Annotated in this window: 9 protein-coding genes; 4 read left to right on the forward strand and 5 right to left on the reverse strand. The window is 40.9% G+C overall.

The features are described from left to right. Positions 1–600: 600 nt before the first annotated feature. The 3 genes from V7K76_RS21235 to V7K76_RS21245 all read left to right on the forward strand — a co-directional run bounded on the left by V7K76_RS21235 (position 601) and on the right by V7K76_RS21245 (position 5,062). Complete coding sequence (locus tag V7K76_RS21235; protein WP_334779853.1) at positions 601–1,191, forward strand: response regulator; 591 nt, start codon at positions 601–603, stop codon at positions 1,189–1,191. After that, complete coding sequence (locus V7K76_RS21240) at positions 1,188–2,321, forward strand: hybrid sensor histidine kinase/response regulator (protein ID WP_334779852.1); 1,134 nt, start codon at positions 1,188–1,190, stop codon at positions 2,319–2,321. The genes V7K76_RS21235 and V7K76_RS21240 overlap by 4 nt, the downstream gene beginning before the upstream one ends. A 404-nt stretch (positions 2,322–2,725) precedes the next feature. Beyond that, complete coding sequence (locus V7K76_RS21245; protein ID WP_334779851.1) at positions 2,726–5,062, forward strand: NACHT domain-containing protein; 2,337 nt, start codon at positions 2,726–2,728, stop codon at positions 5,060–5,062. A gap of 273 nt (positions 5,063–5,335) precedes the next feature. Here the strand turns inward: V7K76_RS21245 and V7K76_RS21250 are convergent, their stop codons facing one another. From V7K76_RS21250 to V7K76_RS21265, 4 genes are all read right to left on the reverse strand, one after another. After that, positions 5,336–6,340 carry a transaldolase gene (locus V7K76_RS21250; RefSeq protein ID WP_334779850.1) on the reverse strand — a complete coding sequence of 335 codons (1,005 nt, stop codon included), beginning with the start codon at positions 6,338–6,340 and terminating at the stop codon, positions 5,336–5,338. A gap of 252 nt (positions 6,341–6,592) precedes the next feature. Next, positions 6,593–8,023, reverse strand: coding sequence for a pyruvate kinase (pyk, locus tag V7K76_RS21255; RefSeq protein WP_334951893.1), 1,431 nt, complete (start codon positions 8,021–8,023; stop codon positions 6,593–6,595). Between the two features lie 326 nt (positions 8,024–8,349). Then, complete coding sequence (gap, locus tag V7K76_RS21260; RefSeq protein ID WP_334951891.1) at positions 8,350–9,393, reverse strand: type I glyceraldehyde-3-phosphate dehydrogenase; 1,044 nt, start codon at positions 9,391–9,393, stop codon at positions 8,350–8,352. 654 nt (positions 9,394–10,047) lie between these two features. Then, positions 10,048–11,886 carry a vWA domain-containing protein gene (locus V7K76_RS21265; protein WP_334951889.1) on the reverse strand — a complete coding sequence of 613 codons (1,839 nt, stop codon included), beginning with the start codon at positions 11,884–11,886 and terminating at the stop codon, positions 10,048–10,050. A gap of 367 nt (positions 11,887–12,253) precedes the next feature. On the opposite strand from V7K76_RS21265, the gene V7K76_RS21270 reads away from it, so the two are divergent. Further along, complete coding sequence (locus V7K76_RS21270) at positions 12,254–12,613, forward strand: Rieske (2Fe-2S) protein (RefSeq protein WP_334779845.1); 360 nt, start codon at positions 12,254–12,256, stop codon at positions 12,611–12,613. A 305-nt stretch (positions 12,614–12,918) separates the two neighbouring features. Here the strand turns inward: V7K76_RS21270 and V7K76_RS21275 are convergent, their stop codons facing one another. Further along, complete coding sequence (locus V7K76_RS21275; RefSeq protein WP_334779844.1) at positions 12,919–13,440, reverse strand: Hsp20/alpha crystallin family protein; 522 nt, start codon at positions 13,438–13,440, stop codon at positions 12,919–12,921. Between the last annotated feature and the right edge of the window lie 277 nt (positions 13,441–13,717).

The raw sequence follows: 13,717 nt of genomic DNA on the forward strand, positions 1-13,717 counted from the left end.
ATTATAGCAATCCTATTTGATTTGTGAATCACTCGTAGGGAGAGGGAATAGGGAATAGGGAATAGGGAATAGGGAGTAGGTAATAGGGAATAGGGAAGAAAGATGTACTAAGTTTTGTTCAAAAATAAAATAGGAGTCCTATATAAACTACAAATATTTCCAGCTATTTTGCCGACCGAAACAAAAGGGAAGTATACTAAATGCAAGCATCTTGAAAAAGCTAGTAGTAAAGCTTATTCTCATTGCAGTTGAGCAAGTAGCTGCGAGAACCAAAATTTAATGACTGCAACAATCTGTAGATCCTTTACTGCAAGGATCAAGTGATTTAATAGAAGAGGCCAAAAAATATAAACAAGATTAATCATTTTTGTTCGTGAATATTATGACTTTGTTGGCAAAAGTTGGCAAAATATAATTTAACAATTGGACTGCCAATAAAAAACCGTTTCTTTGAAAAATGTTAGGTTTTGATTTAACTTCGTTCTACCAACCTAGTAAATAATCAGAGTTTCAGTAATTCCCTAACAAAGTCATATTATTTGCAAACAACTATTTTTTGTCCCAAGTCCAAATACTAAAACAGATAATACATCTCAAGTAATGACAAAAATCTTAGTAATTGAAGACCAGGAAGATATCCGTAGCGTTATCGTAGAAATGCTGACTGCCGAAAATTTCTATGTTATGGATGCAGAGAACGGAGAAGTCGGCATTAAATTACTACAAGCAGAAATTCCAGATTTGATTATCTGCGACATTACAATGCCTAAGTTAGATGGATATGAAGTTGTTAGCTGGTCTCGTGAAAATCCAGAAACTGAAGCAATTCCTTTCATATTTCTTACAGCTAAAGCTTCTCAGAGTGATATCCGTCAAGGCATAGAATTAGGTGCAGATGATTATCTGATTAAGCCGTTTACAAGAGCAGATTTACTGGGTGCAATAACAGCGATATTTGAAAAGCAAGAAATAATTAATAGACAAACTCAAAGAAAAATAAACAAATATTACAACTGTATTACTCAATCGACTAGCAACGAGTTGTGTAATCCTGTTCAGGAAATTATGTCTATTTCCAAGAAGCTGATAGATAACTATGAATTAATAGATAAAGAGGAAGTATTAAAAAATCTCAAAGAAATTTATAGTTTCAGCGAAAGATTACAGGAAATAAATCTAAATAAATTATGAATCCTATCCAAATTTTGATAGTTGAAGATGAGCAGTTAGTTGCTGATGACCTGAGAGAAACTCTAGAACACTTGGGATATAATGTCCCTGCCTTAGTTGCATCAGGAGAAGAGGCTATTTTCATAGCAGAAACTTTGCAGCCTGACTTAGTACTAATGGACATCAGACTAGAGGGCGAAATGGATGGAATAGAAGCCTCTTTAGAAATCCAGTCTCGCTTGAATTTACCTGTAGTTTACCTAACTGCTAATGCCGATCGAGCGACACTAGAGCGAGCTAAGATTTCCCAACCTTTTGGTTATATTTTAAAACCATTTGATGAAAGAATACTAGCTACCACAATTGAGATGGCTCTTTCCCGACACCAAGCAGAGATTGAAGTTAAGAAAGCGCTGGTTGCTGCCAAAACTAATCAGCAAATTGCTGAGTCCAAAAGTCAGATCAAATCTCAGCACTTTTACATGGCAGCACATGAATTTCGTAACCGTTTGACCACAATTCAGCTTAGTACTGAAATGTTGAAAGCCTATGGCAGTCAGATGTCAGAACAAAGAAAACAAAATCATATCAACGGCATTGATTCTGCCACGCATAGCTTGACAAATCTTTTAGAGAATATACTCACACTAGGCAGATCCGAATCTAACAGTTTTGTATTGAACCCCACACCAATAGATGTGGTAAATTTCTGTGCAGAAATAGCTGAATCTTTGCAGTTTACACTTAAAGATCAGTATGAAGTTAGTTTTTTAGCAGATGCCGAAAGTTGTATTGCCTGTCTAGATGAACAGCTACTATGGCATTTACTAAATAACTTACTTTCCAACGCAGTGAAGTACTCTTCAAAAGGTAGTACAATCTCGTTATCGCTAACTTGCGAAGAGAATAGTGTGTGTTTTCAAGTAACAGACCAAGGAATAGGGATTCCAGCAGAATCTCAAGCTAAACTATTTGAACCTTTTCAACGTGCTACCAATGTTGCTAAAATTCCAGGCTCAGGATTAGGGCTAGCAATTGTTAAGCAATGTGTGGATCTGCACAAAGGCACAATACACGTAGATAGTATACTAGGTAAAGGAACAAGTTTTGTAGTTAGACTTCCATTGAAAGTAGATTCTGTATCTGTTTGATTTTGATAAATAAATTGATTACTTAACAAAAATTAACTAACAAAAATTAACTATAGGACTCATATCTGATTTTTGAACAATATTTCAGATAAAATCCTTATAAAACAGGCTTTTCAGTCTCAGTATGTTTTCAGAAATCAAATCGGAGTCCTATAGTAAGCTCATTTAATCTTAATTAAGATTACCTGAATTAATGAAAATTAAATGGCATGTTTGGAAATTATGTCTCTCTAGACTAAGTTTATCGAACTAACTTTTTCAAAAATTCAACTATATTTCTCTGTTTTTATTGACAAAGGGCAAGATCATACACTAGTATAAATAATTCACTTGTCGCTAATTTAAAAAATTGAATACAATTGATGTCAATTAATTCTTTAATTGAATAAATTTCTGATATCAGCATGGCCAAACGATCTCTCCAAGCTTCAGATGAAGGTATTAGAAAAGCCAAGCAGGCTTTTAATCATAAAGGTTGGACACAAGAATATCTTGCAAGTCAAGTTGGTTTAGACAGCCGCCAACCAATTTGGAAGTTTTTTACTGGCAAACCTGTTGCCCGTCAAATATTCCATGAAATTTGCTTGAGTCTAGCACTAGAACCAGAAGATATTGTTCAAAAACTGGAATTTGAACCAGATGAAGACTTAGCATCTCAGCAGATAATAGAAAGTAAAAATTCTACTATCATTGACCTTTTAGTGATTAAAGTACGTGCTGCTCACTCGGAAAAAATTCAACACCAATGTGGTACGATGCGGTTGCTAGATGTTGCTCGTACTGTAGAATTAGATGAATTATTTGTTGAAGTAAATGTAGTAGAAGAAATTAACAGTCAAAGATGGCTAGATATTTCAGATTTACAAAAATTTGATAATAAAGCTTTAGATAAATTTGACTCTGAGGAAGTTAGTACCAAGAGAATTACAGGTTTACAAGCTATTGACAAATCTTCTAAGCTTATCTTACTTGGAAAGCCAGGAGCAGGAAAAACTACTTTTTTACAATCAATTGCTATCCTTTGTAATCAAGGTAAATTTCAGACTCAAAGGGTTCCCATTTTTATTAGTCTGAAAGATTTTGCTGAAAACATGGATTATGATGATAAAAATTATTTATTAAGCTACTTAATTCAAGAATTTAGCATTTGTAAAATAACTCAACAAGAATTAGAATATCTACTTCATGAAGGTAAAGCTTTAATTTTGCTAGATGGTTTGGATGAAATTGCCGATAAAAATAGTGATAGAATCAATAAAGTAATTAGCAATTTTTTGGATATTTTTTATAAAAATATAGTAATTATTACTTGTCGGATTGCATTTAGACATCAGAAATTTAAAGGGTTTGCGGAAGTAGAAATTGCTGAGTTTACAAAATCACAAATTTCAACTTTTGCTAACAAATGGTTTGCAGCATTTGCTAAAAATAATCTCCGCTTAAGAAAAACATTAGCCTCTAAATTTATTGATACAATAGCGCTTCCCGAAAATCGGCTGGTTCAAAACCTAGCATCTACACCTCTTTTACTAAATCTCACTTGTTTAGTTTTTCAATATTTAGGCGATTTTCCGACTAAGCGTTCCGAAATTTATCAACAAGGATTAGAGTTATTACTGGTACGTTGGGATGAAGCAAGAGGTATAAAAAGAGATGAGGTTTACCGTAATTTAACTTTAACTCAGAAAATTAAATTACTTAGTTATATAGCTGCTATTTCTTTTGAAACAGGGGATTACTTTTTTGAAGAAAGTAAAATTTGTCAATTAATAGCTGACTATCTCTATTTGCTACCCAATGCACCGACTGATATAGAAGATTTGCAAGTAAATAGTAAAGCTGTACTTCAAGCAATTGAGTTACAGCATGGATTATTAGTTGAACAAGCTAGAGGGATTTATTCTTTTTCTCATTTAACATTTCACGAATACTTCACTGCGAGAAACTTTGTTGCTAATGGCGATCAAAAAACATTAGAACAAGTTGTCAATCATTTGTTTGATAAACGCTGGCGTGAAGTTATTTTGCTTACATCTGAAATGCTCAGATCGTTTGATAATTTATTCCAGTTAATGAAGCAACAAATTGAGAAATTAGCTGTTAGAGATGAAACATTAAAGCGTTTTCTCGCTTGGGTGCTGCAAAAGTCTTCAACAGTTACCTCAGATTGTCATCCATCTGCTATCCGTGCTTTTTACTTTACCCTCGTCCTACCTCCTCATTATTTTTTATCGCGCAACCAAACTCTAGCTATATCTTTAGATAACCATCTTGCTGGAAAATTAGCTGATGATTTAGCTTTAGACTTAGCTTTAATCCATATCCTTGCTGTTAGCCTAGCTTTGACTCCAGAGATTTTTTGTAAGCGCATCTCTGCTATAAAATTAGCTCTTGATATTGATTATTTATTACAAGATCATTCATCTTTATATGAATCTCTGCAAAGCCTCAAAAATGAATTGCCTAGTTCACAACAAGATAGAGAGATATTAAAAACATGGTGGCAATCTAACGGGCAATCATGGACTACACAATTAAATGAAGCGATCACAATTAACCGACAGATAGGTTATAATTGGCAATTTAGTGATGAACAGTTGCAGTTAATTCAGCAATACTGGGAGGCAAACAGTTTACTAGTATATTGCTTCAGCACTGCTAGTAATGTTACTCCCAACTTACGAGAGATGATTGAGGAAACTTTGATTTTACTGCCAGATACAACGATGACAACACAGTAGACATCTCCAGAAATTAAATATGCGTTATCGAACAGAATTCAGGAGTCAGGAGTCAGAATTCAGCAATGTTTTCTGTGCGACTGGCGGATGAATAATTGGCGTTTTTGCACCCCCACCAAATTTTCAATTTGGTGGTCTTCAATTCCTGCGCGGTCTGAATCCCCGACTGATTTATTCTGACTCCTGAATTCTGACTTCTGAATTCTTCTTCAACCAGAATCCTTGTAGAGACGTAGCACTGCTACGTCTCTACATTCATTTTCACTCCTATGTCTAATGACTTGCGACTACCTCTCCTTCAAGGCGAACTAGTCGGTCTGCCAAAAGTTTCTCAAGGTCTTCTAGTGCCTTGGTGAAACCTTTGATGCCCTCGTCTAGTTTGTCGGTTGCCATGCGGTCAGCAGCGTGCAATTTGTCATAAGTAGCTTTGTCAATGGATATCTTTTCAATTTCCAAATTTGCTACCTTCGCAGGGTCAAGCTTACGTGGTAGTTCTCCAACAGTTGACTGCAATTCAGACAAAAGTGATGGAGAAATGGTCAGCAAATCACTACCTGCGAGTTCAGTAATTTCACCAAGGTTACGGAAGCTAGCTCCCATAACTTCGGTTTTATAGCCGAATTTCTTGTAGTAGTTGTAGATTTTGGTGACAGACAAAACTCCTGGATCTTCGGTTGCTGGGTAGCTATCGCGTCCGGTATCTTTTTTGTACCAGTCGAGAATCCGGCCAACGAAGGGAGAAATTAAAGTAACGCCAGCTTCGGCACAGGCGATCGCTTGGTGAAGACCAAACAACAAGGTAAGGTTACAGTGAATACCTTCTTTCTCCAGGATTTCCGCAGCGCGAATGCCTTCCCAGGTAGTAGCAATTTTAATCAAAACGCGATCGCGGCCAATTCCAGCAGCTTTATACTGGGCAATTAATTCCCGTGCCTTTGTCAAGGTAGCTTCGGTATCGTAAGACAAGCGAGCATCCACTTCTGTAGACACGCGACCAGGAATAATTTGTAAAATCTTTAATCCAAAGGCAACTGCCAAACGGTCAAAAGCTAAAGAAACGATCTGTGCTTGGGTGGCTCCGGCTCCAGCATCTTTCTTTGCCTGGAGTAAAGTTTGATCGACAATTCCCTGGTATTCCGGCATCTGCGCCGCAGCAGTAATCAGAGAAGGATTGGTGGTGGCGTCTTGGGGTTTGAACTTTTCAATTGCCTTGATATCCCCCGTATCTGCGACTACAACAGTCACTTCTCGCAATTGTTCCAGTAAATTCTTAGACATAAAATACTCCGTGATGTTTGTTTAGGATTTACTAGCGAGTGCTGAGTGCTGAGTGCTAAGTGCTGAGTTAGGAGTAGAGACACGATTTCGCGTCTGTACAAGAGTTATTAGTCTCCTCCTTGTCTCCCTAGTCCTTAGTCCCCAATCACCAGTCCCCAGTCCTTAGTTCCTTCAATTTTGATTCTGGCAATTTTTCAGAATCATTGCCTAAGTTTGCTTACTATTGAGAGCCACAGCCTTATTCTAAGTGCCTTATGCCGAAATTGGCTGTCCAATGGAATGCACTTTGATTAAACTAGTTGTTCCTGATTTACCAATTGGAACGCCAGAGGTAATTACCACTTTATCGCCCTTATTTGCTAAACCCATATCTACAACTGTGTTCACCACATTGGTAAACATCTCTTCGGCATTGTGAACTGGTGGAATTAGTAAAGGTTCCACACCCCAAGAAAGGGCTAGCTGGCGATAAGCGGTGATGTCAGGGGTTAAGGCAATAATTGGAGAAGTTGGGCGGTATTTAGACACCATTCTTGCTGTACTCCCTGAAGAAGTGTTACAGAGAATTGCCCGTGAGCCTGTTTCATAAGCGATGCGACATACCGATTCTGCCACAGATTCGGTGACGCTGAGACTGCCTGCCTCATGACACCAGGAATGTCTGCTACCTTCATCTAGAGCCTGTTCTGTCCGCACAGCAATATTGTGCATCATCTGGACAGCGGCGACGGGATATTCTCCGACAGCTGTTTCACCAGAAAGCATTACTGCATCTGTACCATCAAGGATGGAGTTGGCAACATCCGTTGCCTCGGCGCGGGTGGGGTCAGGAGAACTAATCATCGACTCTAGCATTTGCGTGGCTGTAATCACCGGTTTGCCAGCATGATTACAACGGCGAGTTATATCTTTTTGAATCAGAGGGACTTCATGAATGGGTATTTCTACTCCCAAATCGCCACGGGCGATCATAATCGCGTCGGCAACTTTCAGAATAGAATCAAAGTTTTCTACGGCCTCTGCTCTTTCGATTTTGGCAATTAAGCGGATCGAAGCACCAGCAGCTTCAATCATTCGTCTGGCGGGTTCTAAGTCTTGTGGCGATCGCACAAAGGACACCGCTACCCAGTCTACACCCAACTGAATGCCAAAGCGCAGATCCAGCAAGTCTTTTTCGGTGATGGAACTCACAGGTAAAGGAGTTTGGGGAAGGTTCACTCCCTTGTGGGTGGAAATTAAACCGCCAATTTTTACTTGTGCCCGAATGCGATCGGCATCACGAGCAGTAACAACTAACTTGACGCGACCATCATTAATTAAAATTGGTTCGCCTGGTCGCATCATTGCGAACAAAGTCGGCAATGGTAGAGGTATTTCGTCAATACTCTCACCCTTTTCTTGCAAAACAAAAGTGACTTCAGTACCAGATTCCAGATTTAACCCTTCCGGTGGTAAAGTTCCCAAGCGAATTTTGGGGCCACACAAGTCTTGCATAATTGCGATCGGCTTTTGTCGCTCAGTGCTAATCTGTCTGAGATAGTGAGCCGTTTGGGCGTGGAATTCATAAGCTCCGTGGGAAAAATTTAGCCGCGCCACATTCATTCCAGCTTCTACTAAGGCTTGCAGCTTTTCAGGTGCAGATGTAGCCGGCCCAACAGTACAAATGATTTTGGTTCGACGCATAGGGATTGGGGGTTGAGGAGTAACCTGCAAATTTGGATGCCTCGTACCAATTCGTAATTCGTAATTCGTAATTCGTAATTAAGAGACTTCAGATTTTATTTGGGTTGCCCAGTTTAAATCTTTGCGTCATCGCCCAAAACATCCAAATTTACACGTGCTTCATATCACTGGTTTGCTAAAAAAAGATACTAGATTACGTTTTATTTTCAGGGTATTTACCATCTGACCCAAATCCCAAATTGGGTACTGGGTACTGGGGACTGGGGAAGAAACTTCATAAAGAATGCCCTATGCCCCATGCCCTATGCCCAATTCCCAATGACTAATCAAACCACAGCCGCGATCGGGGCGAGTTTTTCCTTCTGTGACATAGACAACATCAGGTCAATCACGCGATTTGAGTAACCCCACTCGTTGTCATACCAGGCAATTACCTTGAAGAAGTTGGAATTCAACTCAATCCCAGCACCCGCGTCGAAGATACTGGAATGGGTATCGCCTTGAAAATCTGTGGAAACTACTTCTTCATCCGTGTAGCCCAAAATACCTGATAGTGAACCTGCGGCAGCCTCCTTCATCGCAGCACAGATTTCCTTGTAACTGGTGGCTTTGGCAGTTTTAAAAGTTAAATCAACTACAGAGACATCAGGAGTTGGAACTCGTAATGCCATACCAGTTAACCTGCCCTTCAATTCTGGTAAAACCAGTGCTACGGCTTTAGCTGCACCTGTGGAAGAGGGAATAATATTTTGAGATGCACCTCGACCACCCCGCCAGTCTTTTTTGCTGGGGCCATCTACAGTTGGCTGAGTGGCAGTCATGGCATGAACTGTGGTCATCAACCCTTCAGTCAACCCAAAGTTGTCATTAATGACCTTAGCAATGGGAGCTAGACAGTTTGTAGTGCAGCTAGCATTGGAAACAATGATATCCTTGCCAGGGTCAAATAGGTGATGATTGACACCCATCAACAGGGTAGCAACTCTATCTGGATCTTTGGTGGGAGCGGAAATTATCACTCGCTTCGCACCTGCCTTCAGGTGGTTTGCGGCTCCTTCGTAGTCAGTGAAGAGTCCCGTAGATTCTACCACATAATCTGCACCTAATTTACCCCAAGGTAACTCGGCGGGATTCCTAACTGACACACAAGGAATGAAATGTCCGTCAATCAGGATACCGTCTTCTTTGGCTTCAACCTTGTGCTTTAATTTACCGTGGGTTGAGTCGTACTTTAATAGATAAGCGAGGTTATCTGGTGGTACTAGGTCATTAATGCCTACAAACTCAATGTTGGGATTATCAAGACCAGCCCGAAGCACAAGTCGCCCGATTCGACCGAAGCCATTGATACCGACTTTTAATTTAGTCAAGATTAAACCTCCCGTTGTGGAAAGTTGAACAAAAGGAGAAAGTTAAAAGTCAAAATAGATTGCCTTTTACTCTTTACTCTTTGATCCTGACAGTCTCAGTCGGTTAAGGCATATTTACTTGGCATATTTTAAGGATTGGGCATTGGGGATTGGGGACTGGGGATTGGGGACTGCGTAAAAAAGACCTCTCCCTGGTTTTACTACGCAAAACCGTCCCTCTCCGATTCGGAGAGGGAGGATTGGTGTCAACTTAACGTGAAAGCAAGTCTAGAACTAGTTTTTAGATTGCCTCGTTGCCTCGTTCCCAGTCGGAGACTGGGAATGTCTTTGAGGCTCCGCCTCTCTTTCCTGGCGGCAGAGCCGCTTTTGAGTTGCATTTCCAGGCTTCGGCTGGAAACGAGATTTGAAAAGGGTTTTAGCTTAAGTTGACACCAATGGAGAGGGAGAGACTTGAACTAAAGTTCAAGGCTAGGGAGAGGTTTATTGAACTCACGCTAATACTGAGCGAAGTCGTTGGCGCAGCCTCTCGTAGAGAAGTATTAAGATTTGGTTAGGGTATGAACCCATATACTTATTTTCCCAATCCCCAATCCCCAATCCCCAGTCCCCAATCCCCAGTCCCCAATCCCCAGTCCCCAATCCCCAATCCCCAACTCAAGTTGGTTGAACAAATCGCTTAATTTCACCACAGGCAATATAAGACTTGCCATCGGGTGCGGTTTTGACTTCATCAACGACGTAAAGCATTCCTTCTTCCCGAACCGATCGCGGAAAACGCATGTTCCAATCTGGTTCATATCCGTCGGAAACTACCCTCGCACGTAGCTTGCTGCCATCTTTGACACACTGAACTAAAATGCTGTCTCCGACACTATCCGTTGAGGGAAGATCGGCGGCACTGGCGGGGCCTTTGGAAGCTTTACCTGTGTTAGTGAAATTCGATTGTCTAGGGGCAACAAAAATATCTGTTTCGCCGGGTTGAGCAAAACGGGTGATATTACCACGTACACGGTAGAAAGTGGCATCGCTTGAAAGTTCCAGTCCTTCAACAACATAGCGTGCCCCCTCGGCACGAATGGCCCGAGGAAATTGGATGTTTTTGGTGGAATCGTAGCCTTCAGACACGACTTTCACCCGTAGTTTACCCCCTTCACGAATGCAGTGCAATTCAACACCTGAACCAACTTCATTGATAATCGGCATTGCATACACTTCATCGCCAGCAGTCACACCGCGACCCACTAAATCGCTGCGATTGCGTGTCATCGTTTGGTAAGTCTGATCGCGCATCTCTTTGCGTCCGGCATTGCCTAGAGCTTTTTGGGCGATCCGACCTGCGAAATACTCAAGCTGATCGATCTCTTCAGCAATTTCAAAATTCTCGTTTAACCCTTTATCTCGCAAATCTTTCACAAGGGTACGGAGGGTTTCTTCCGCTTCCTGATGCTTGCCATATTCGGCGAGACTAAGGGCAGTCTCCTTGGCTTTAGCGATGGTGAGGCGACTCAGTTCAAGAATGATCTGGCTGGTAGAGGCAAAAGCGGCTTCCTCAACGGTGCCAATTTTGGCGATGACATCTGCTGTACCTGAGATATTTTGAATAACATCATCTTGCACAACATCGGCGCTGTAATGCAGCTTCATCACAGGTAAATTACCAACTTGAGCGCTGGCGATCGCTAAACTTAAACCAAGGAGTTTGTCTTCACCTTCGTACAGTTCTCCCAAGGTGAGGATAGCTTGACCAGCATCATTTTGGCTAACTTTAGCAAGACTTAAGGTATCAACCAAGGTGACACCATCAGCCAATTCCAATGTCACCTTGAGATTCTGTCCTACTACTGCTCTGAGACTATCTAACTCAATACTAAACACTTCAGTTGCTTCATCGATGCTCTGAATGAAGTAGAAGTTGCCCGTAGCAGCCCTTGCCATCCCAATCAGCAGGTCTTCATTGAAACCCTGAGCAAAACCTAAGGTAGTCGTGATAATGCCTTCCTCAGCTTTTTGCCCTGATGTCGCCGTCAGTATTTTGGGGTCTTGAATGCCCATATTAGCGTGACCATCGGTCAGCAACAGAACCCGGTTGATTTTTTGCGGATCGAGTTGCGTCTTTACGTGTTCACAGCCTTTGAGCCATCCCCCCGATAAATTGGTAATACCGCCTGCTCTAACTTTGTGGATAGAATTTTTGAGTGCGGCCTTGTTAGTTACAGCCTGGGGTGGCACAACGCTGTCCACTTCATCGTCGTAAACAACTACTGAGAGAATGTCATTTGGCTCAAGTTGATCTACTACAGACTCAGCAGCTTTTAGGGCGTGATGCAAGGGCGCGCCTGCCATAGAGCCGGAACGGTCAATTACAAGAGAAAGGTTAAGGTTACGTCGGGGAGATTCAGCTATGTCAACACGAAAACGTAGCAGAATATTAGTCTTTAATGAAGATCCTGCGGGGAGGATAGACTGGTCAAATTCGTAACTTGTCTTAATCATTTTTTATATCCCTTCAAATTCTCTTTGATAACCCACAAGCCTTATGATGCGGGGACAGTCAGCGCTTTATTTAGTTTACCCAGAAATAAGTTTATTCAGTACAAAAATGGGATTTTATGTAAGATTTTATAGTTTTTGCATTTCACTAACAATCGCTCTTTCGGGAAAAGTTGGCGATCTGTTGACTTTATTTTTGAATTTTGTTAGCGCAGCGTTAGCGAGTCTGCGTTCGCTTTTAGCGTCTCGTAGAGAGCGTCATTTTGAATTTTGAATTGTTAACCTTCTCCACTCTCTGGTACTGAAAGGCGATCGCATTGGTAACAATTGCGGGAAACTGAAAGCAGAGATGTTAGGAGAGGAGAACCTAATGAGTTGGACTAAAGTTCTGGCAGTCGAAGCACTTTCCCCAGGTGCGCGAGAAGTGGTGAAAGTTGGCGATCGGAAAATTCTGCTTTTGAATCACGAAAATCAGCTTTATGCTGTAGATAATACCTGTCCTCACTTAAAATTACCCCTGAAAAGTGGGAAAATAACCGAAAGTGGGGCAATTGTTTGTTCTTTCCATCACAGTGCTTTTGACCTGCGGACTGGTGAGGTCAAAGATTGGTGTTCTTGGCCTCCTGGTGTAGGTAAGGTACTCTCGTTAGTTTCACAACCAAAGACATTGCCAGTGTTTCCAATTCGTGTGGAAGAAGGTAGCATCTGGATTGATATACAAGAGGAATAGTACCTTCTCCCTGAATTTGCTGAAATAATTTTGAGTCGAATGGCACTAAGTTAAGATACAGCCCTTGCCTTGACTGGTTCCCAGCCTGGAGGCTGGGAACCCATTCTGGGAGGCTCCGCCTCCAGTAGCTTGACGAGAGGCAGAGCCTCTTTTAAATACATTCCCAGCCTGGAGGCTGGGAACGAGGCTACACAAGCTTTTGAGCTTTTCTTAGTGCCATTCAATTCTGAGTCAAAAAAATAAAAATCCCAGCTAAATTTATTAGCTGGGGTTTCTATTAAAATTTACGCAATTTGAACACTTTCTTACGATGTAATTTTGGGTTGTGTGTTAGCATTGCCGGCTTCTATAGAAGCTGTAGCACTTTGAGATTGACCTAAATTGACTTTGAATACCTTGCTTTGCTCTTGCTCCAGTTTGGGTAAAGTCAAAATTAAAATCCCATCTTTCAAGTCTGCCTTAACTTGTTGATTCTGAACTTTGGTTGGTAGAGGTATTACTCTAGTGAACTTACCATACCGGAATTCAGAATGAACTTTAGCGTTAGATTGGGACTGCTTTTCGTAACGATGCTCGCCAACAATTGAAACTGCATCTTGAGTGACTTGAACATCCAGGTCTTTAGCTTCAATGCCTGGAATCTCAACTCTTAATAGCAACTCGGAACCATTATCATGTAATTCAACAGCAGGAACCCATGCTGTTCTCGATGATGGAGAAATCTCAGAGTTGCCGCGCTCGGCTACGGTCAAATCAGAGAAGAGTTGATCCATTTGACGACGCAGAATCTCAATTTCACGGAATGGTTCCCAACGAATGAGTGCCATATTTCAATCTCTCCTTAACTTTCTAATTCAATTTTGGGTAATCAAACAAAGTTTTAGAGGTATCTAGAAGTTTCAGATATTTAAGTAATTCTCGAACCTCTAGTTTTTTTGAGAGGAGCTTTATTTCTTCTCTCTAGTAAGTAATTTAATAAAATCAAAATCTCAAAACAGTTGGGTAAACCGTACAAGCATCGGTTGGATTTACCGTATCAAACAAAAAAAGGATGAAAAGCTTGAGAATAGCTGATATAGGGGTGCGATTTGATTTCTGAAAAAA

It is taken from the genome of Nostoc sp., from assembly GCF_036917975.1.
GTDB lineage: Bacteria > Cyanobacteriota > Cyanobacteriia > Cyanobacteriales > Nostocaceae > Nostoc.